General features: G+C 70.0%; 26 protein-coding genes. 5 read left to right on the top strand and 21 right to left on the bottom strand.

Annotated elements, in window-relative coordinates:
* The 3 genes from QQK22_RS18235 to QQK22_RS18225 all read right to left on the bottom strand — a co-directional run.
* On the bottom strand, positions 1-897 hold an 897-nt coding region (locus tag QQK22_RS18235; RefSeq protein WP_284253008.1), incomplete at its 3' end, for a hypothetical protein.
* 366 nt (positions 898-1,263) lie between these two features.
* Positions 1,264-1,962 carry a nucleotidyltransferase domain-containing protein gene (locus QQK22_RS18230; protein ID WP_284252967.1) on the bottom strand — a complete coding sequence of 233 codons (699 nt, stop codon included), beginning with the start codon at positions 1,960-1,962 and terminating at the stop codon, positions 1,264-1,266.
* A gap of 276 nt (positions 1,963-2,238) precedes the next feature.
* Entirely contained in the window at positions 2,239-3,129 is an 891-nt protein-coding gene (locus QQK22_RS18225) for an AraC family transcriptional regulator (RefSeq protein ID WP_284252965.1), read from the bottom strand.
* A gap of 98 nt (positions 3,130-3,227) precedes the next feature.
* Between QQK22_RS18225 and QQK22_RS18220 the strand changes: the two genes are divergently transcribed.
* Positions 3,228-4,004, top strand: a complete 777-nt coding sequence (locus QQK22_RS18220; RefSeq protein ID WP_284252987.1) for an SDR family NAD(P)-dependent oxidoreductase — start codon at positions 3,228-3,230, stop codon at positions 4,002-4,004.
* 59 nt (positions 4,005-4,063) lie between these two features.
* Positions 4,064-4,816 (top strand): SDR family NAD(P)-dependent oxidoreductase, encoded by a 753-nt coding sequence (locus QQK22_RS18215; protein ID WP_284252962.1) that lies wholly within the window; start codon positions 4,064-4,066, stop codon positions 4,814-4,816.
* A gap of 347 nt (positions 4,817-5,163) precedes the next feature.
* Here QQK22_RS18215 and QQK22_RS18210 read toward each other — a convergent pair whose 3' ends face one another.
* From QQK22_RS18210 to QQK22_RS18130, 18 genes are all read right to left on the bottom strand, one after another.
* Positions 5,164-6,081, bottom strand: coding sequence for a hypothetical protein (locus tag QQK22_RS18210; protein WP_284253006.1), 918 nt, complete (start codon positions 6,079-6,081; stop codon positions 5,164-5,166).
* A gap of 414 nt (positions 6,082-6,495) precedes the next feature.
* Positions 6,496-6,645 carry a hypothetical protein gene (locus tag QQK22_RS18205; protein WP_284252958.1) on the bottom strand — a complete coding sequence of 50 codons (150 nt, stop codon included), beginning with the start codon at positions 6,643-6,645 and terminating at the stop codon, positions 6,496-6,498.
* A 166-nt stretch (positions 6,646-6,811) separates the two neighbouring features.
* Positions 6,812-6,982, bottom strand: coding sequence for a hypothetical protein (locus QQK22_RS18200; protein ID WP_284252956.1), 171 nt, complete (start codon positions 6,980-6,982; stop codon positions 6,812-6,814).
* Positions 6,983-7,154: 172 nt separating this feature from the next.
* The gene (locus QQK22_RS18195; RefSeq protein ID WP_284252954.1) at positions 7,155-7,445 is read right to left on the bottom strand and encodes a hypothetical protein; all 291 of its coding nucleotides are present in this window, start codon (positions 7,443-7,445) and stop codon (positions 7,155-7,157) included.
* A complete protein-coding gene (locus QQK22_RS18190; RefSeq protein WP_284252952.1) occupies positions 7,442-7,573 on the bottom strand; it encodes a hypothetical protein in 132 nt (43 codons plus the stop codon). The genes QQK22_RS18195 and QQK22_RS18190 overlap by 4 nt, the downstream gene beginning before the upstream one ends.
* Before the next feature lie 161 nt (positions 7,574-7,734).
* Positions 7,735-8,133 carry a ParB family protein gene (locus QQK22_RS18185; RefSeq protein WP_284252950.1) on the bottom strand — a complete coding sequence of 133 codons (399 nt, stop codon included), beginning with the start codon at positions 8,131-8,133 and terminating at the stop codon, positions 7,735-7,737.
* On the bottom strand, positions 8,130-8,927 hold the full coding sequence (locus QQK22_RS18180) for a ParA family protein (RefSeq protein ID WP_284252948.1): 798 nt from the start codon (positions 8,925-8,927) through the stop codon (positions 8,130-8,132). Before QQK22_RS18180 ends, QQK22_RS18185 begins: the two co-directional genes overlap by 4 nt.
* A gap of 97 nt (positions 8,928-9,024) precedes the next feature.
* Entirely contained in the window at positions 9,025-9,276 is a 252-nt protein-coding gene (gene nrdH, locus QQK22_RS18175; RefSeq protein ID WP_284252946.1) for a glutaredoxin-like protein NrdH, read from the bottom strand.
* 183 nt (positions 9,277-9,459) lie between these two features.
* The gene (locus tag QQK22_RS18170; protein ID WP_284252944.1) at positions 9,460-9,846 is read right to left on the bottom strand and encodes a hypothetical protein; all 387 of its coding nucleotides are present in this window, start codon (positions 9,844-9,846) and stop codon (positions 9,460-9,462) included.
* 38 nt (positions 9,847-9,884) lie between these two features.
* The gene (locus QQK22_RS18165) at positions 9,885-10,175 is read right to left on the bottom strand and encodes a hypothetical protein (protein WP_284252942.1); all 291 of its coding nucleotides are present in this window, start codon (positions 10,173-10,175) and stop codon (positions 9,885-9,887) included.
* Positions 10,176-10,243: 68 nt separating this feature from the next.
* The gene (locus tag QQK22_RS18160; protein WP_284252940.1) at positions 10,244-10,678 is read right to left on the bottom strand and encodes a hypothetical protein; all 435 of its coding nucleotides are present in this window, start codon (positions 10,676-10,678) and stop codon (positions 10,244-10,246) included.
* Between the two features lie 892 nt (positions 10,679-11,570).
* The gene (locus tag QQK22_RS19480) at positions 11,571-11,852 is read right to left on the bottom strand and encodes a zinc finger domain-containing protein (RefSeq protein WP_431310202.1); all 282 of its coding nucleotides are present in this window, start codon (positions 11,850-11,852) and stop codon (positions 11,571-11,573) included.
* A 319-nt stretch (positions 11,853-12,171) separates the two neighbouring features.
* Complete coding sequence (locus tag QQK22_RS18155) at positions 12,172-13,269, bottom strand: hypothetical protein (RefSeq protein WP_284252938.1); 1,098 nt, start codon at positions 13,267-13,269, stop codon at positions 12,172-12,174.
* A 290-nt stretch (positions 13,270-13,559) separates the two neighbouring features.
* Positions 13,560-13,787 (bottom strand): hypothetical protein, encoded by a 228-nt coding sequence (locus QQK22_RS18150; protein ID WP_284252936.1) that lies wholly within the window; start codon positions 13,785-13,787, stop codon positions 13,560-13,562.
* Positions 13,788-13,846: 59 nt separating this feature from the next.
* Complete coding sequence (locus QQK22_RS18145; protein WP_284252935.1) at positions 13,847-15,022, bottom strand: M23 family metallopeptidase; 1,176 nt, start codon at positions 15,020-15,022, stop codon at positions 13,847-13,849.
* The gene (locus tag QQK22_RS18140) at positions 15,019-15,300 is read right to left on the bottom strand and encodes a hypothetical protein (protein WP_284252932.1); all 282 of its coding nucleotides are present in this window, start codon (positions 15,298-15,300) and stop codon (positions 15,019-15,021) included. Before QQK22_RS18140 ends, QQK22_RS18145 begins: the two co-directional genes overlap by 4 nt.
* A 309-nt stretch (positions 15,301-15,609) precedes the next feature.
* Positions 15,610-16,899, bottom strand: coding sequence for a hypothetical protein (locus tag QQK22_RS18135; protein WP_284252930.1), 1,290 nt, complete (start codon positions 16,897-16,899; stop codon positions 15,610-15,612).
* Positions 16,900-16,987: 88 nt separating this feature from the next.
* Entirely contained in the window at positions 16,988-17,365 is a 378-nt protein-coding gene (locus QQK22_RS18130; RefSeq protein WP_284252927.1) for a winged helix-turn-helix domain-containing protein, read from the bottom strand.
* Between the two features lie 401 nt (positions 17,366-17,766).
* On the opposite strand from QQK22_RS18130, the gene QQK22_RS18125 reads away from it, so the two are divergent.
* Genes QQK22_RS18125 through QQK22_RS18115 form a run of 3 tightly spaced genes read left to right on the top strand, consistent with a single transcriptional unit; the run spans position 17,767 to position 19,396 of the window.
* Complete coding sequence (locus QQK22_RS18125) at positions 17,767-18,378, top strand: DUF6668 family protein (protein ID WP_284253003.1); 612 nt, start codon at positions 17,767-17,769, stop codon at positions 18,376-18,378.
* The gene (locus tag QQK22_RS18120) at positions 18,375-18,635 is read left to right on the top strand and encodes a hypothetical protein (RefSeq protein ID WP_284252924.1); all 261 of its coding nucleotides are present in this window, start codon (positions 18,375-18,377) and stop codon (positions 18,633-18,635) included. Before QQK22_RS18125 ends, QQK22_RS18120 begins: the two co-directional genes overlap by 4 nt.
* A gap of 17 nt (positions 18,636-18,652) precedes the next feature.
* The gene (locus tag QQK22_RS18115) at positions 18,653-19,396 is read left to right on the top strand and encodes a DUF8175 domain-containg protein (protein WP_284252922.1); all 744 of its coding nucleotides are present in this window, start codon (positions 18,653-18,655) and stop codon (positions 19,394-19,396) included.
* The last annotated feature ends 5 nt before the right edge of the window (positions 19,397-19,401 follow it).

Below are 19,401 nucleotides of genomic sequence, written 5' to 3'. Positions count from 1 at the left end.
GACGTCATGAGCTGCCAGCACCCACCCGGCGGGGCCGGCGAGACCGTCGAGCTTCGTGGTGGTGAAGGTGACGGCTCGCTGGTCACCGGGCGGACCGAGGTAGAACAGGTCGTGATCGACCATGTCGCCTCGCAGCATCCGCTCCATGGGCTGCTCACCGAGGTCCACGGGTGTGACCTGGTCGGACTGGTAGATGTGCTGCGCGCTCACGGTCTCGGCGTCGTAGCCGGCACGCTGAGCGAAGCCGGTCATCGCCTTGTTGCGGACCTCCACCCTGCCGGCGGTGTCGTAGTAGGTCACCCCGGTCTCGATCGCATCGGCGACCACCTGCGCGGTGTTGACCGCCGCCCGCGCCTCCAGCAGTGCCTGTTGAAGCTGGACGCGCTGAAGCCAGGCGTGCCGGGCCGACAGGTACACCACCGTGGCCACCGCGACGAGGGCCAGGATCTGGACAGCCGCACTGGCCCACGTCGCCGCCACAGCCCTGCTCGACCCCAGCGCGAGAGCCGTCAGGATCGGGGGAACCCCGACCGCCAAGAGATACGGGCCACGGCGCGCCCTGAATCCGTAGCTCAGGTGCAGCGCCGGCAGCATCATCAGACCCACCATTGAGGGAGTCGTGGGCCACGACGCGTAATCCACCCCCGCCACCACCACCATGTGCACCACCGCACCACCGATCAAGACCCCCTCCCCCAACCGGGAGACCAGAAGACCCGTCGCAGCTGTCGCGCATGCCGCCGCCACCCCCGCCGCCACATACGGCCACGTCGGCCCCGCCTCAGTCACGGCGCCGGCCACCAGCGCTACCGCGAGTGTCACCAGGAACGGTGCCTGGGTGCGCCACAGCACCGTCCGCACCGGCAAAGGCGGCACAAGCGCCTCAACATCAGCCATCGACGACATCCCGCCATGCTACGACCGCACGTTTGCTTTTCCCTTTCCTGGGCTCAGGTTGTGCCCTGGCTGGGAACTTCGCTCGCGCGCCGATCGGACGAGAGGTTGCGGCTCCCCCTCTCCGGCGACCGGATCTAACATCACTGTTACCACTGTTGAGAGTGTGGTCTGGGACGAGCGGAAACTCGTGCTCACCGCGGCCGACAAGCGGAAAGATTCGTACACGGGTTGTGGACACTCCCCCGCCGGCGTGTCTCGCGGCGGCCGGCGGACGTGCGCAGCCGACCGTTTGCGGACGCCGACCTGCGCGGAGCTCGCGTCCGCTGATGGTCGAGCCGGCCTGGCCGATGGCGACGTACGGGAGGCTCAGCGCGTGAAGCCTGTCCGGAGTCGTCCGCCCGCGCTTTCGAGCTCGGCGGCCGCTGCGGCATGGAAGGCGTCGAAGTCGCCGGCGACGTACGGGTCGGTCAGGCGAGCTGCGCGCACCGCATCCCATCGACGCAGTTCGCGGGAGAGGTGTTTGCCGGTGCCGATCCAGCGGTGGTTAGTAATGAGCGCGAGGGACGCGACCTGTCGCAGCAGCTCGGCTGCGACCACGCGGCGCTCAACGTCGTCGGTCACGTCGGCGAGATCGTCGACGAGGTCGGTGATGGCATAGCGCAGGAGGTTGACGTCGGCGTCTTCGGGCTGAGGGCCGCGGTCGTACGTCTCGGCCCAGCGTTCGCGGAGCTGCTCCAATACCTCGTCGCCGGCGAGCACCCGACCCTCGAGCAGCATCCGCACGATTACGGGCCGCCACTGCTCGACGCCGCGCTGCGCCCACCGCTCGAAGCCCACGGGCGTGTATGCGAACACCTCGACCGCCTCGCCCTCGTGGGCGTACGTGGCGGCGAGCGAGTCGGCACCGTCGGCTAGGAACCCGTCAGGGCCGAGCAGCAACAGGTCGACATCGCTCGACGCCGTCCGCTCGTTACGCACGGTGCTGCCAGCGACGATCACGCTTGTCGCATCGGGGAACCGCTCCGCGACGAAACGTCCCACGACGTCCTCGTACCAGGTGCGCATGCGTCGAGGGTAGGCATAAGCCAATGTGAACCACTTCGTCTCACCCACGGCACGTCACGACCTTTCGGGACGCAGGGTCAGCGGTGTCGGCAGCGGGTGTAGGCGTTGATGGTCGCGATACTGCTGGCTACGACGATCGCTGTCCCTACAGACGCGCAGATGGTGGGGACCCAGTCCGTTCGTAGATGGTGACGCTGGCGGCGGTGTGACGTGAACGATCCACTGAACGACAAGCTGAATCTCGCCCGACCCGCCAACAAGCTGCACCCCACGGTGTCATCCGGCACGTAGTTGAGCTCGTAGGGCCGTGCCATCAGCACCCGGCGGGCGCCCGTAAGTGGCCCGGTAGTCACGCGAGAAGTGCGAGGCGCTGAGGTAGCCGACCCGCACGCTGGCCTGGGCAGCGGAGAGTCCGTCGACGACCATGGCCCGCCGGGCCTCCCCCAGGCGTAGCCGCTTGAGGTAGTGCATGGGGGTGAGCCCGGTCAGCTCACGAAAGCGGCGTCGCAGCGTGGCCGGGCTGGTCCCGGCCGCGGACGCGATGCTCTCGACGGTCCAGGGATCAGCCAGCGCCTGGTCCATACGCGCGATCGCGGCACCGACGACGTCGGCCCGGGCGTGCTCGGCGGCGGCGAGTAGACGTGGAGCCTGATCGCTTTGCAGCAGCCGCAGGACGATCTCCCTGCTCAGCAGCGGTGCAAGGACCGCCGCCTCCTGGGGTGCGTCCAGCAGTGTCAGGAGCCGTTCGACTGCATCGGCGAGCTCGTAGGTCATCGTCCCGAGGCGCGCTGGCTGGTCATCGCCGCGTTGCCGGGGCAGCTGCGCCGCGACCTCCACCACTACAGCGGGGTCAAGACGCCAGTTCACCGACAAAAAGTCCCCCTGCTGACCGACCTCGAGCACGCGCGCGATCAGCGGTAGATCTACTGGGGTGATCAGAAACCGGTCCGGCCCCCACTCCTGATGGCCCAGCTCGTCGTCTCCCGATAGCTTGCGACCGGTCAGCACCAACGACAACGACGGCGGGTAGCGCACGAACAGCATCGGGGTAGGCGTCAGGGTCCGTCCCAGCAGCAGCCCGAGCTTCGCGGCTCGGTGGGGGTGGTCGATGTGGTGCCGGACTCGCTCAGCAGAGCGCTCCAAGCTCGCCGCGGCGCGGGTATCCATTGCCCCATCCAACCCGACGGGCAAGAAGTTGACCGGATCGGGCAATCCCGCGCACGCGAGAGCGGGGATCGTGGAGGCATGACAACACCCCCTCCGTCCTGACCGATCTGCCGCGCGATGAGCGTCTCGTCGGCCGCACCGCCATCATCACCGGGTCCTCGAGCGGGATCGGGGAAGCCATCGCGCACGTCCTGGCTGCCTCCGGTGCACATGTCCTGGTCCACGGGCGAGACGCCGAGCGAACCGGGTCGGTGGCCGACGCCATCACCACAGCCGGCGGCCGCGCCACGGCGCTGACGGCTGATCTGGCCGCGAGCCCCGCTGCGGTCCGTGACTTCGCCGCACGCGCGAGCCAGGCCCTGGGTGGAAGCGTCGACATCCTCGTCAACAACGCCGGAATCTTCCCCGTGGGCCCGACCGCTTCCCTTCCCGACGAGGACGTCGCTGCACTCCTGGCCACCAACGTGCGCGTTCCGCACGACCTGGTGGGCGCGCTCGCCCCCGGGATGGTCGAGCGAGGCCGCGGCGCGATCATCAACATCACCTCCTGGATGGCCCATATCGGCACGCCGGGCGTGGGGATGTACCCCGCCACGAAGGCCGCCCTGGAACAGCTCACCCGGGCCTGGGCCGCCGAGTACGGTCCCGACGGGGTTCGCGTGAACGCAGTGGCACCCGGTGCGACCATCACCCCCGGCAACCAGGCCACGGTCGAGATCCTGGAAACGCTGACGGCGCCCTCACCGGCAGGCAAGCCCGGGAGCGTCATCGACATCGCGCACGCTGTGCGGTTCCTGGCCTCAGACGAGGCGGCCTACGTGCACGGCACCATCCTGGACGTCGACGGCGGCATCGTCGCGGCCCGGGTGAGCTAGAGGCACAACTAAGCCGTGACGAACACCCAGAACGTCACAGCCGCGAAGGGAACGACCACATGAAGATTGCCATCGTGACCGGGGCGACCCGCGGACTGGGGCGCCACATTGCGGCCACCCTGGCCAGCGCCGGAACCGCCGTCATCGCCACCTACCGGTCAGACCCCAAGCCGGTCGAAGAGATCGTCGCTCAGATCCGCGCGACGGGCCACGAGGCCACATCCCTCCAGCTCGACGTCGCCAGCATCGACTCCATCACCTCCTTCGCCACCGCGGTCCCCGACACCACCCAGACCCTCTGGGGCCGGCGGACCGTCGATGCCCTGGTCAACAACGCCGGTGTCGGACGCTTTGGACCGCTGGACACCATCACGCCTGACGACCTCGAGGCCCTGTGGCGCACGAACGTGCGCGGCCCTTTCCTGCTCACACAGGCGATAGCGCCGATCCTGTGCGACGGTGGCGCGATCGTGAACATCACCTCCTCGGCCTCCCAGCAGGTGGGCACCGGGATGGCCGCCTATGCCGCTTCCAAAGCCGCGCTCGACACCCTCTCGCGCAACCTGGCGCACGAGCTCGGTCCGCGAGGTATCCGGGTCAACGCCCTGGCTCCCGGGCCCACCGCCACCGACTTCAACGGTGGCGCCATGCGGGACGACCACAACGTGCGGGCGTTCCTTTCAGACAACACCGCCCTGGGAAGAGTGGGCGACCCCCAAGAAATCGCCGACGCCGTGCGCGCCCTGCTCTGCACCGACCTGCGGTGGGTCACCGGTGAACGCATCGAGGTCTCCGGCGGCGTGCGCGTCTAAACCCAGGGCCATCACCGCTCCGCCCCCAACCATCCCTGACCGGTAAACGATCGATTCCGGCTACCTGTGGAGACTCGCCAACGACCTATTCCCCCGCGGCGTCGAGTCCGCCGCTAGCCTCGACGGCCATGGGGCCACAGGGGACGCAGCGACGGTGGGAGCGAGCAGGACAGCCGTGGTGCGCTCACCAGTGGGTTGAGCGCTGCCGCGACGCGGACGGCCCCACGAAGCAACTGGCCTGCCGCACGTGCGGTGCCACCTGGTGCCTGGGCGACCCTGCACCACCCCCGAGAGGCGCTACCCCGCGACAGTCCGCACCAGCAGGCCGGTGACGATCGTTTCCGGCGCTAGTCGGGACGGTTTGCGTAGAACTCTTCGGAGTACAGAAGGCATCGTCGGCACGCCTGAGGTGCGACGTCGGCCTGGCTGGTACCCACCGGCGGCGACAGGGGTTCGGCGTCGAGGTTGAGCGTCGCGCTGGTTCCGCAGGCGGGCGAGCTGAGGTCGTCTGGCGGGTAGGTCCCGTGTGCGATCCAGGGCACGTCCTCGGCGGTCATGTGCCACTTGCCTCGGCCACTCGCCGGCGGGTGAAGCTGCACCGCCCGCTGCACTGAACCCGGTTCTGGCGGGGTGGGTGCTCGGCGCCGCGGTGCGACGGCGGCGCACACCTGCGCGAACTCGGCGCGGGCTTCCTCGATGTTCACCGGACGGCCGGCCAACCGGGTTAGGAACTCCTCGACGGAGAAGGACCACAGGTAGCCCTGGCGCGCGAAGTACCAACCCACCGCTGTGATGGCATGCCGGTCGTCGGTATCGGCCAGGAGGTAGCCGAGCACCTGCCAGCCGTACCGGCGTCCCAGCGCGGCGGTCTGAACACACTTGACCTCGATCAGCGTGCCGTCTGTCACGAGGTCGCCGTCGGCTCCTCGGAGGTCGCGGCTGCGGGCGAAGGACGGATTGCCGGTGAACGAGGTGGGGCGGACCAGCGCAGGAGCGCGATCGCGCGCGAGGGCAATCAGTGCGCTCACGTCGTCCGCGAGTCGGCCGTCAATGAGTGCCAGCAGCTCCGGCAGGGGCGCGCCGGGTGGCAGTTGCCAGATCGGCAGGTCTCCCACCTTCGGATTGAGGATGCCTCCCATGCGGTAGGCCTGTTCGTACAGAGCCAGGACCCCGCACAGACGCGCCAGCTCGCGCTCCTGGTCGACGTCGAGTCCGCGGGTGAGTAGTTGGTGGTGCAGGGCATCGAGGGCCGTGACGAGCTGCAACCAGCCGGAGTCGGCAGCGCGCCCCCTGCGGTCGGCGCATCTTGTCGTCCCAGCCCTGGAACGCCGTTGTGGTGCTGAGGTCCAGCGGTCCGAGCTCCAACCGCAAGCGGTAGTCGAAAGCCGTGCCGGCCACGCGCCAGGGATAGCCCTCGCCGTCGACCGGGAGCGCGACGGCGCGACCGGGCGAGAACGCGGCCAGGTCCGTGATCGTGAGTGGCCCCAACGGGCCAGCGATGACGCTCGGCGGCGTGCTCACGTCGGCATACTTCAGCTCTCCGACGTGAGGGAAGCGCTCTTCGAAGAAGCGGCGGACGGGAGAGGTCTTATCGTCCACGTGCTGGGTCAGCGACACCTCCGATTGTGTCCCACCGGCCCACGCCTTGATCGCGACGCCAGGCCCGGACGATCGCTGACCTAGCGCCGGGTGACGGCGCCGGCCCACACCCACGCTCGGCCGGTGCGGTAGTGCTCATCCCGGTAGGTCACGTGCACGGCGACGTCGGTCCACTCGTCGGCCTCGCCGTCGAACTGCGTCCAGCCGAACCGAGCTCGGGGTATCCACACCCGGACCGGGATCGGCTCATCACACCGTCGCACCGGTCCCCCGTACGCGGCCGGCGGTAGCCGGATCGGTCCCTCACGCATCGGCACCTGATCGGGGTAACGGCCTTCACCTGTCACACCCCAAGTCGAACACGCGTACGAACCGCGTGGCGAGGACCGACGCGCCTCAGGTCCGCTCGACGCGGATCGCGACCGCACGCCGGCCCTCGGGCACGCGCGCGAGCGCGTCATCGCGTGCGGCCTCGTAGCTCTCCGCCGTCGCGCTCACGTGGCCGTAGTCCACCGGGCCGGGCGCGAGGGCCCTCGGGGCGGTAGTCACGGTGACGGTCGCGCGCACAGATGCAGGGTAGGCGTCGGTGGCGTTTCCGGGCCGCTCATCGTCCGCGAGCGACGTCGGGCGTCAAGGGCGCTGCGCGTCACTGCGTGATCGGGCGGTGCCCGACCCTGGACACCTCTCCCCGCTCGCCGGGCCGCTGGCTATGGGAAACGACGCCCTATCCCGGTCAGGGTCAGTTGCGGGTGGCTCGTTCGGCTCGGCGCTGGGCTCGCAGCTCTTCGCGCCAGGCGCGGGCCGCGTCCCGCACGGCGCCGACGGCGTGCCGCTCGGGGCCGTCACGGCCGTCGAGCCCTGCGCCGCCGGGGGCGCGGAACTTGGTGTGGTCGTAGAACTCCTGCACGAGCTCTTCCAGCACCACGGCGCGGTCGTAGAGGTCGGGGGCGGCCTCCTGGGCGCGCAGGTACGCCCGTAGCGCGTCACGTGCTGCCAGGGCCTCGGGCGATTGCCCGGGCAGGCGCTTCACCCCTGCTGCCCCAGGAGCTCCCGCAGCGCGCCGGTGTCGATGCAGGCTTCCGTGTGCACCAGCGTGGGCGCCTCGACGTCCAGGGTGGTGTCGTAGGGCAGCGCGACGGCGGTGTGGACCTCCTGCACGAGGGTCGCGGCGATCCGGCGTGCTCGGCCGGCCTAGCCGGCCCTCTCGGCATCGCGCAGCCCCAGGGCGAGGGCGGCGATCAGCTCGTGGTCCTCCTTCGGGTTCTCGCTCATGGTGCCTCTCCTATCACTCGGGTCTGACAGGCCGGCGGGGTTGCCGGTCACTCCCCCATCGGGCGGCCGGTGGGTATCTGGCCGGGGCCGATCGGGTCCCACGCCTGGCCGGCGTTGTACTCGCGCTCCAACCGCTCGACCTCGGCCAGGCAGGCGCGAGCGATGAAGTCCGACAGGCCCCGCACCCCGGTCTGCGCCTGGGTGTTGAGCAGAGCCGCACGCATCCGGGCGGCGTCCTCGGCCGGCTGGTAGAAGCTGACCTTGTTCCCGCCGCTGCCACGTCGAGCGGGACGGGCGCCGGCCGGCGCCGCCTCGGGCGCCGTCGCCTCGACGGCGGGCGCCGGCGGCGCCGTAGCGGTGGGCGGTGCTGTCTCGACGGGTGCGGGTGCTACGGGGCTGGTGCCGGCGAGGGAGGAACGGCGAGGGGTGGGGCGGTTGCTGGTCATGCTCGGGCTCCTTCGATCGCGGTCAGGTGGTCGCCGTAGGTGGTCGCCAGGGCGTGGGCCTCGGGGCTGTTCCACTGGTCCAGTCCGCGGGCTGCCTCGGTCGCGTCCGCGATGACCACGCGCTTGGGGATCGGTGGGAGCAGGACGGGGAACCCTCGGGCCTGGCCGGCGGCTTGCAGCTCCTCGAGCCAGGTCTGACCGGAGATGGTGCGTTCCTCGTGCTGGTTGACGATCACGCCGGCGATCGTCAGGGAGGGCGCGTAGTAGCGGCGCACGTTGTCGATCGTGTCGAGCAGCTGCGAGAGGCCGGAGAGGGACCACTGCTTGCTGTGGGTGACGATCACGACGCCGTCGGCGGCCGTTAGGCCGTTGATGGTGAGCTGGTCCAGGCTCGGGGCGCAGTCGATCAGGATCAGGTCGTAGTCCTCGCGGACCTCGGCCAGGGCCTCGCGCAGGCGGCCCTCTCGGCCGGCGCCGGCGATCACGAGCTCATCGCGCACGACGCCGAGAGTCACGCCGGCGGTCGGCACGACGTCGAGCCCGTCCCACACCCCCGGCACGATCACGTCGCGCAGCGTCTCGCTCGTGCGTGCGCTGAGGGCGTCGGCCAGGCCGGCCTGGTCCCCCGCGACCTCCTCGGCGGCCGCGACGGCGGTCAGGTTGCCCTGCGGGTCCAGATCGACCACGAGCACGCGGCGGCCGCGCGTGACGGCGGCACGGGCGAGATGGAACGTGGTGGTGCTCTTGCCGACTCCGCCCTTCTGGTTGCACAGGGCCAGGATGCGAGCTGTCATAGGTGTTACCTCCAAGGGTGCTAACAGTACCGTTAGTGCCGGGCGCTACGCGACTTCTAACAGTGGCGTTGGGGGTGATGGAATCGTTAGAGGTGCTTCACGGGACGAGGGAAAGTGCCTTGATGCGGTCGGGGCGGAAGCCGGCCCAGTGGTTGTCGTCGTCGCCGTCCACGACCACGACGGGGGCCTGGGCGCAGCCCAGCTCCTCGGTGACGTAGGCGAGCATGTCGGCCTGCTCGGGGGCGGTGAGGTCCTTCACCTGGTAGCTGACGCCGTGCTTGTCGAGCGCCCGCGTGGTCGCGGTGCACTGCACGCAGTTGGGCTTGCTGTAGACGGTGACGGTGAACATTCGGAACTTCCTTCCGGCTATGTGTTCTAACAGTACCGTTAGAACCAACTGCGGTCAATGGTCGATCCGTGGCCTTGGGCTCCTCCGGAATGGTCGCGAGCCGCGGTGAGTTCGTGGCCGGGCCGGGGGAGCGCGAGGGGGCCGACCCCTCGCCCGGCCCCTCTCGGGGCCGGGCTGCCTGGGTCAGGCGGCGGGGCAGGCGGGGGAGTGGGGCTCGGAGATGTGCGCCCCGCACGCGCGGCACCCGTCCTCGCTCGTGTAGCCGCTGGCGACCTCCTCCCACACTCGGCCTGTGGGGACGAAGAGCGCGACCCCCTGGCCCTCGTACGCGGCGATCACGACCGGCACGGGCTCGCCGTCGCCCTCGTCGTCGGCGCTGCGGTCGAACACGAGCCCGTCGCGGATCTGGATTCCCTCGCCGTTGGCGTCGCGGCCGTCGCCCTTGTGGATGAAATCGAGCATGGTCGCGGACGTGAAGCCGACAACGGGGGAGCCGTTCCAGCGCTCGCCGGTGTCGATCGCGGGGTACGGACGGCGGGTGACGGGGCCGAGAATCGCGGTGGTGCGCATTTGTCCTCCAAGGGTGGTAACAGTGGTGTTAGAACGGGTCAGGCGAACGGGCACGCGGGGGCGTGGGGGGCGGCGGTGTGGCTGCCGCAGTCGATGCACTCGTCGGCGGCGCCGTAGGTCGCCTTCTCGCGAGGGGTGACGCAATCGTGGGCCAGGCCGTAGGTGTGCTCGACGTCGCCGCGTACGGGGCGGAGGTAGCGCACGGTCACGAACGTGTCGCGCTCGCCCTGGAATCGGCGGGTGATGATGCCGGGGGCCAGGCACGTGCCCCGCTCGCCTGCGGCCAGGGCGTAGACCGCGCGGCCGGTGGTTAGTCCAGTGGTGCTCATTTTTCCTCCAAGGGTGGTAACAGTGGCGTTGGAGCCGGTCGGGGCGGTGTGCCCCGACCGGCTCGGGGTCAGTGGGTCGTGGGCTCGGGGTAGCGGTGCTGGGTGACGTCCTGGCCGGGGGTGTGGAACCACGCCAGGCCGCCGGCCTCCTCGCTCCAGTCCTCGAAAGCGGACAGGGCGGCCACGGTGTGCCAGCGGTCGGTGGACACCTGCACCAGACCCTCGCTGTAGAGCCGCGTCACGACGGCGGCGACGTCGGCCTCGATGCCCTCCACGCGGTCGAGGTCCGCGACGACGTGCAGGGTGCTCGGGTCGTTGGCGTCGGCTCCCACGGGCTCGCCCCAGGCGTTCCAGCCGTCGCCCTCGGTCGTGACCGCTGCGGACAGTTCGGAGGTCACCTGGCGGGTGACCGCGAACAGGTCGCGGGGCTGAACTCCCAGGTGAAGCACGATCCGGTCGGAGGTGGCGTAGGTGCTGCCGGTCGCGGTGGTGAGTGTGGTCATGGTCGTTGCCTTTCGCTTGTCGCTTCCCCCACGTTTTTTTGCCGTGAAGGCGACTTGTCGCCGCTAGAGAGGACGCCCGGAGTGCAACCGTCGTGGAATACCGGACTGAGTGGAGCGCCAGCGGAGCGAGGGAGGATATGCCGCGAAAGCGGTTGCGCGCAGGGTGGCCGAACGTATGCTGCCGAAGGCTTCACGGCTAAAAAACGTGCGCCGTAGGCGCCTACTGCCGGGCGCGCAGCGACCGTCGGGCACGGCCCGCAGGGCCGCAGCTTGTCGCTGTTGACTGGGGGTCTAGCGTGAGAGGGCGGGGCCGGAGGTGATTGATGCACCTCCGGCCCCTCTCCTCACCTGCCGAGACGCTTGCGGCTCCGCTTGGCCCTGCGGGCCTGGCGAGCCTTGCGTCCCTCGCTGCCGATCTTGCGCAGCGCGGTGATGAGGAGAACTACCGCAGTCACTAACGAGACAACTGCGGTAGCCAGCTCGATAACGGTTGTCATCGAACTGACCTCCCTCCTCCCCCTGACCTTCAGGGGGCACCCCCGATCTAGTACGGCGGGGTGGCATGTCAAGGCCGCAGAGTGGAGCGACCGTGGAATACCGGAGGGAGCGCAGCGAGTGAGGATATGCCGCGAAAGCGCGGAACGTGCCTTGATATGACGGGCCCCCGGCGTGCTAGATTCGGCGCCCCCATGGAGCACAAACCCACACCGGTGCATTTCCCTTTTGGGCGCGCAGCGCTCGAAACGCCAGTAACAGTGGCGTAACCACCCTTAGAACCGCCGCGGCGGGTGCCGTGCCCACTGTGGGCGGGTGGAGCCCTGGCGATAGCTCGGGCCGTCCACACTGGGTGGGGAACCCGCCGCGAGCACCCTTTCTGCAGGGCAATCGGCGCTCATCCCCGGGGTAGGCGGCTGGCGGCGTCTTTCCGTCTGGGGGAGTGGTAGGCGGTGACGGGGTGGCCCGCTGGGGTTCGGCAGGTCGCTCCTGGGCCGGCGCCGCAGACTGAGCATGGGGTGGCCTCAACGGCGGTCCAGAACGTCGCAGCCCCGACGTCGTTGCCTGCGAGCTCTCTTCTCAACGAGCGTTCGTATTCGGCCTGAAGCGGGTGGGAGGCGTAGATGTGGCTGGGGCGGCCATGAGGCTGAGTGGTTGGGCGTGCCGCCCGGGCGAACATCGCCAGCTGGTGGGGCGAGATACGGCCGTCGAGGGGCATCGAGACGCCGGGAGCACCGATCCGATCGTCGTTCTCTAGAGCACCTGCTGCCTCCTGGAGTGTCTCGTAGAGCGTCGTCAGTTCGTGGCTGCGATCCAGGAGCTCTTTGCTCACGCGTGCGGTGTTGAGGACTCGGCTGCCGCTGCGGAGTAGGTCGATCACTCCTGCGATGGCCCGGGTGATCGATCGGACCTCGTGGGCGGCATGGTGCAGGAGTTGAGCGTCGTGCCTCTGGTCTGTGCCGGGGTCGGGACGTGTCGACACTGGGTGGGCCTTTCGTCTATCTGGCGGCGGGGCAGGGGGTGGCGCCGGCTGAGGTGTTGTGCCAGCCGTGGCCGTCGCAGTCGGGGGTGTCGCAGGGGTCGGCGTCGATGCGTTGGGTCCACCTGTTCTCCTCGATCTCGGGTAGTCGGGGGTGGTCGGCGTAGGGGTCGATCTGAGCCAGAACGTGACGCAGCAAAGCCCACGGGACCTTGGTCTGGTAGCGGGTGAGGTAGGCGCGCCGACCGGCGCGATGGGCCTGCGCTCCCATCGCGAACTGGATGTCGGCGGCTGTCCACGGTGCGGAGGAGACGGAAAACGGCCGTAGAGCTCCCAGGAGGCGCCGCGGGGACTCCCCTCGAAGCCACGGGATCACTCGTGTGACCTCCTGCGCGAGTCGAAGAACCTCGCTGGTGCGTCGACCGCGTCTGTCGGGGCTGCGGCGCGCAGCGCCGTCCTTCTTCGTGCCGCAGGCGCAAGGGTGATGTCTTCTTAAGTGGGGGAGGTGGTCACGTAAGTGACCACTGGTAGGGGTGTCTGAATCCACAGAGCACGGGCAGCTGGCCCCGTTCGTGGACACCTGCGATGAGCGAGACGCGCGTGCCTGCGCGATCGCAGCTCGAGCCGCGGGCGGAACGGTGAGAGCGACCTCGCTGGCCAGTCCGCGTTGACGAGATCCTCGCCGGCGGCAGGCGTAGGACTCTTCCTGGTTGAGCATGCGTCCCCGCAGGACCACGACCTCGAGGCCGAGCTCGCGGGCGGCTGCGTTGGCGCGTTTGACCTGACGCTCCTCGCACGAGAGCGTGCCGGCGAGGATCTTGGGGCGAACGATGCACCGACGCCCCGTCCTGCGGTGCGCGTAGGCGCTCTTCGCGGCTGCCCAGCGGAGCATGAAGTCCAGGCCGACGGAGTGCTTGCGCAGCACCTCGCGACGCAGCTGGCACACCAGGGGGACGACGACGTCGAGCCAGTCGTCTCGACCGTGCCAGGTGTGGATGTGTCCGTAGGCTCCCGGCTTCGCGAGCTGGTGAAACCCGCGGGTGCGGTTGCTCCAGCCCCGGTCGTCCTGGTGGTAGCGGGGCAGGAGTGCCGGCTCGAACCGGCTCAGCTCCTGCAAGCGCAGCGCGTTCGGTACACCGAGGCACTCACGCGAGCTCAGCAGGCGTGCCCGCTCGTCCAACGCAACAGTCAAACGGCTGGCTCGACGTGGGCGGCCCTGGCCCAGGGTGGGCGAGGGCGGGCGTGTCGAGCGCTCGATTTCTACAACGGAGGTGGGTATGGTGGGTCCCAGCGTTAGACACACCTCAGGGTGTGTCGATCTGAACGAGTCACCTCCGGCCGGCAAGCATGAGGGTGAATCGCTTCGGACTCGGGCCGGCCCTTCGGGGCCGGCCCTCTCTTTGTCTGTCAGGCGCTGACGGGGAGCACCTCCTGGACGTAAGGGGCCTGCGGGCGCACCATGCGCTGCTCGGCGTCGGCTAGCACGAGTGCTTCGAGGTAGGCCGCGATGCTGATGCCTAGCTCGTCAGCCGCCTCACGGGCGGCGTCGCGGGCCGCGGGTATCACGCGGCCCTGCAAGAGGACGACGGGCTCGCCCGCCGAACCGCGCACCTTGCGACCCTTGACAGCGCTCATGCATGCATACTGTCGCGCCGCCGGGGATGCATCCGTGAGGCTGGTCGGCGTGTCGCGTCTCACGGGAGAGTGATTCCTTGGCTGCGCATGTAGGGCAGGGCGTTGACGGCTTGGCCGTTGACCCACACCTCGTAGTGGAGGTGTGGGCCGGTGGAGCGGCCGTTGTTGCCGACGTCGGCGATGTGCTGGCCGGCGGTGACGGTCTGGCCGATGTCGACGTGGGTCTGTCCGGGGTACATGTGGACGTAGAGCGTCTGGATTCGGGCGCCGTCGGCGTCGGTGCCGTGGTCGATCATCACGTTGCACGGTGAGCGGCCCTGGAACCCCTTGCAGCTGGTGTGGGTCACCAGGCCGTCGGCGGCGGCGTAGATCGGCGTTCCCAGGGGTGCGGCGAAGTCGGAGCCCATGTGGGTGTAGCCGTTGCGGACGTCTCCGAACCCGCCGGTGAAGCGGGCGCCGGTGATGGGCGCGGCCCATCCGCTGTCGGCCACGAGCCCGGGGTAGGTGCTGGCGGCGCCGGGGTCGCCGGTGCATCCCTCGAAGGTGACTTCGGTGCCGGTGAGGGCCTGGGTGAGCTGCTGGGCGTCTTCCCAGTGGGCGTCGTAGGCCATGGGGAACTTGGACACCTGGACCGTCTGTGCGGCCTTCCACGCGGGCATCGTCTCCCAGCCCTCGACCGTCACGAGCTCATCGAGGAACCGGCCGGTGGTGTAGGCGGGGTTGAGGAGGTTCTGCACGATTTCCTCGTCGGTGCCCTGCCCGCCCCAGCCGGCCTGGGGGCGGCCCTGGAACAGGCCTACGGAGTCCCAGTCGCCGGGGGCGGCGCCGTCGTTGGGGTAGTTCAGGGACAGCATCGCCACGGCGCGCCAGCGGTCCCACTCGGCCGCGCTCATCACGCGAGAGTTGGCCGGGCGGACGAACTTGCCCTCGTTGGCCAGGTTGCGCAGGCCAGATTCCGTGATCGCGGTCATGATGCCGATCGCGGCCGCCGACGGCGGTAGATCGCGTTCGGCTGCGAGGGAGACGATCACGGCGGCGTTGCGGACCTGCACGGCGCTGAACGAGCCGATGCTCTCGGGCAGCTCGGCGCCGTCGATGAGCACCACGGGCGCCTCGCACGAGCCGCCGGCGACGTCGGTGTCCGACGGCGATCCAAGCATGAGGAACGCGGCGACGCCGCCCACCAGCACGAGGGGGACCGCGACGGCTGCGGCTACGCCGGCTCTGCTGTTCATGAGGCGGGGTTGATCGAGGCGGCCTGCCACGTGACGCCGTCGGCGGCTCGGGTCAGGACCACGGCGAGCTCGCCGGCGTCGGTGGGCACGCGCACCCGTGCGACGAACGGTGAGGTGACCTCGCCGTCGAGCACGGCGGGGCCGGTGACGGTGGTCGCGCCGGCGCCGCCGGCGGGGTCGGTCCCGTCGAGCAGGTCGAGCAGGTCCGGGGTGACCAGGGGAGCGAGCTCGTCGCTCCACGCCTGGGGGTCCAGGTCGGTGCGCAGGAACGCGGTCACGGCCGCCTCGGCGGCTGCGTACGCGCTGGCCTCGGCCTCGGCGTCCCACTCCGGCTGCGGCTGGGGTGTGGCGTCGGGCGCTTCGGTGTCGAGCCCGACGTCGCCGGCGCCCTCGGTGGGCGTGGGCAGCGGCTCCTCGGCGGTCGGTGCCTCGGACGTCGGCGCCGTGGTGCTCGGGGTGGCTGTCTCGGGCGCCGTCGGGGGCGTGAGGTCGTCGCCGTCCTCGCTCCCGCAGCCGGTGAGGGTGAGGGCGGTCAGCAGCGCCAGGGCGGCTGCCCGGGTGCGGGGGAAGGTGTGGGGGTCATGGCGTCATCCCTGGGGTTGTCCGGCCTGCCACTGGGTCACGGCTTCAGACACGGCGGCGCTGGCGGTGTTGAGGCGGTCGCGGGCGGCGAGGACGTCGGCGGGGCTGGTGGCGCCGGGGCCGGCGTCCAGGATGCGTCGGGCCTCCGCGAGCTCGAGGAACAGTGCATCGCGGACGGCGTTGTCGTTCACCTGGCCGTTGGAGGTGTTGAGGACGTTCTGCGTCTCGGAGACGCGGTTGGTCAGGGCGTCGTGGAGCCACTGCGCGCGACTGCTCTCCACGTCGTCCTGGGCGGTGGTGATGGACTCGGCAGCAGCGGTGAGTTCGCTCGCCTCGGCCTCCTCGGCGCCGGCGTCCACGAGCGTCTGACCGGTCGTGAGAGCGGCCGAGAGGGTGTCTCGGGTGCTGGTGTCGGTCACCTGGCCGTTGGAGGCTTCCAGGGCAGCGTCAGCGTCCTGTACGGCGGTACTGAGGCGGTCGTAGGCCCACTGGGTGTGGCTGGCCTGGACGGCCTCGGTCGCGGCCGTGACGGCATCGGTCAGCGCGACGACGCCGGGGTCGAAGTCGGGGTCAGGGGCGAGCACGACGTCGCCGCCCTCGCGCGTGGCCACCACCGGTGGCTCGACGTCGCTGAGCGCTGTGCTGAACGCGGAAGCGGCGGTGACCTGGTTCGCGAGCTCGGTGCGGGTGGCCTCGTCGGTCACCTGCCCCTCGGTGGCGCCCAGGAGCGTGGCGGCCTCCTGCTGGGCATCGCGTAGGGCGCTCTGCCGTCCCTGCCACGCCTGGGTGGCCTCGGCTTCCTGCTGGGACGTGGCCTCGATGATCGAGGGCGAGGGGGTCAGGAGGCTGCTCAGGAGCCACCCGGCTCCCAGCGCGAGTACGCCGGTCCCGGCCAGGAGAGCGGGGAGCGGGATGCGCTGGCGCCGGGGCGCCGGCGCGGGGGCGGCCGGCCCCGTCGGGGCGGGCGTCTCCACCACGACCACGGGGGCCGTGACCGCTTCCTGCGTCCCGGGCGCGGGAGCGTGGCTCTTGGCCGGCTTGGCGGCGTCCTCGTGGACCTCGCCGTTCGGGCGCACGATCAGGTAGAAGGTCCAGTCGGGCTCGGTCGCCTCGACGCGCAGGCCGCGGCCGAGCTCGGCGGCCGCCTTGGTCACGACGGCAAGCGCAGCGTTGCGCACTTCGCTCACGCCCTCGCCCCGCACGCGCTGGGGCTTGCTGCCCCCGATCGTCACTTCACCGGTGGTGTCAGCAACGGTGATCCGCACTCGGGGCCACTCGGCCACATCGGTGGTCATTGCGCACTCTCCTGGGTAGGCAGGAGAGACGCGACCAGCGCGCAACCCCCTGCAAGAACAGCAGAAACACACCCACGGGTGGGTGTTGTCAGGCCTCGGTTTCGGGCTCCGCCTTCGATTCTGTACCGCTCGCGGTCCCCGTGCCGCCGAGCGCGTACGCCGTCAGCAGCTCGCCCAGCGCTCGGACCCGATCGGCGTTGATCGTCCAGTGCACGAGCGTGCGCTGGTACATGCGCTGTTCCGGCGGCACGTCGGCCGTCACCAACCCTTGCTCTTCGAGCGCGATCAGGTTGCGCCGGACCGACACCTTGTTGGTATTCAGCGCAGTAGCGAGCTCGGCCATGGACAGACCCTCGTCTGCCTGGCCCAGGAGGTGCAGCAGCTCGACCTTGGTCCGGTTGCCCAGCACTTCCACAGCCCTCACCGCGCCCTCCGGCATGTCCGGTGGAAGAAAGAGCGTAGGCACGCATCACATCTTCCCCCTCGTCCGTCTAGTAGGTCAGCAGGTTGCCCCGCCGCTATCGAACAACCCTAAGGGTTGTAGTACGGTGAGAGTACCTGAGCCACGGGGCGACGTGGAACTGCATCGGTTCCCGTCCCCTACTAGCAGGAGGGGAACGCCATGGGACTTCATCAGCGCCACGCGCAGCGAACCGCTCCGTCCAACTTCCCCACCACGGGCGCGCGCACGCCACAGCGGTGGGACCGGGGCAATCTGCGAGAGAACAAGCATGGAACAAACTCCATCGTGAGGGTTCGTAGCCTGGGAGCGTACGAGCACAACGACAGCGAGGCAGCGTGAGTAGACCCCGGATTCCCCGATACGGCCCCCTCACCCCTCGCCGTCGTCCCGAGGAGACGCAGGCCGTGGTCAACCCGTGGCTGCCCGCTCCCGCGATCGAGGAGCCGAGCGAGGCGCCGGCGGAGCAGCTGCCGCCGGCGGCGCGGGTCAGCGGGCCGCAGGCCGGGGTGGTCGCGGCGGACGCGCTGCCGACGGTGAAGCACTTCTCCGCCCCGGCCTTGTGGGTCGTGGGGACCCACGGCGGGTCGGGAGAGTCGCTGCTGGCGCAGCTGCGCGAGGGATGGGCGCCCGGCGGGCACGCGTGGCCCGAGCAGCAGTACAGCAACCGCGCCGCGCGCGTGCTTCTGGCCTGCCGGGGAAGCGCCCACGGACTGAACTCGGCGCGGGCGGCAGCGATGCAGTGGGCCGCCGGCAAGAGCCCCACCGTCGAGCTGATCGGCCTCGTGGTCGTGGCCGACGCCCCCGGACGAGCCCCCAAGCCGCTGCGCGACCTGGCCGCCCTCGTGGGTGGCGGTGTCCCACGTCTATGGCACGTTCCGTGGATCGAAGCGTGGCGACTGGGAGCCCCGGTCGATCACGCCAACCCACCGCGCGAAACCGCGCGCCTCCTCAACGATCTTGACCTCATCTTCAACCCCGGCACCCCCGGTGCCACCGCCGAAAGGACTCCCCGATGACCGCTTTCCTCGCTCTCCCCGACCCGACACCTCAGCGCCCCGAAGGTCTCAGCGGGATCGACACGCTCCTGAACGTCGTGATGTGGGGAGGGTTCGTCGTCTGCATCCTCGCCCTCATCGTCGGCGGCGTGCTGGTCGCCCTCGCGGCAATGGGCCGCACCACGGCGGCTGACCTCCTGCCGAAGGTCGCCTACCCCCTCGTGGGCGCGATCATCGTCGGCGCCGCCGCCGGCCTCATCGGCATGTTCGCCGGCTGAGCGGAAGGACCACGATCATGGCTGAGAACGACCAGCAGAGTCCGTGGACCCGGCCGGGATGGATCATCTCGGCCGTGATCTGCGGCGTTCTCCTCGTGATGGGGATCGTCCTCACCGTCACGTTCTTGACCCGCGACGACGACACCCCCGCCCCAACCGGGCAGCCCGGGACTCCGACGCCCGGCGTACCGGCGCCACCCGCCGACCCCGACGCGGAAAGCATCTGCGGCCTGAGCGGAGTCGAGCTCGACGGCGACCTGCCCGACGCCCCCGACGCCGAGTGGGCCTACGTAGGCACCGCCGCGTATCCAACTTCTGCTGAGTACGGCCCCGGGTTGAATGAGGGCGAAATGCGCACGTGCTACCAGCACACCCCCACGGGTGCGCTGTTCATGGTCGCGAACCTCGCGGTTGGGCCGTCAGACCTGAACGCGGCGACGGAGTGGTTCGACTACGCCGTCTCGCCGGGCCCGTTCAAGGATGACCTACTCGCAGCGAACGAACAGGCCGCCCCTGAGACGCCCGACCCCAGCGGTACGCGGTTCGCGATTCGCGGCTTCCGGCTCCTGGACTACTCGGGGCAGACCGCTCGCGTTGACCTCGGGGTCGCGTACACGGTGAGCGGCCAAGAGACGTACATGTCGATGGTCTACGAGCTGGTCTGGCACGAGGGCGACTGGCGCCTTTCCGGCGAGACAGCCACCGCGTTCGACGCCGCCCAAATCCCCAACCTCAACGGCTACACCCCCTGGGGCGCGTAGATGGG

The sequence above is a fragment of the Litorihabitans aurantiacus genome (assembly GCF_030161595.1).
In the GTDB taxonomy this organism is placed as follows: Bacteria; Actinomycetota; Actinomycetes; order Actinomycetales; family Beutenbergiaceae; genus Litorihabitans; species Litorihabitans aurantiacus.
The sequence above is the reverse complement of the archived record's forward strand: the minus strand, read 5'-3'. Positions and strand labels throughout refer to the sequence as shown.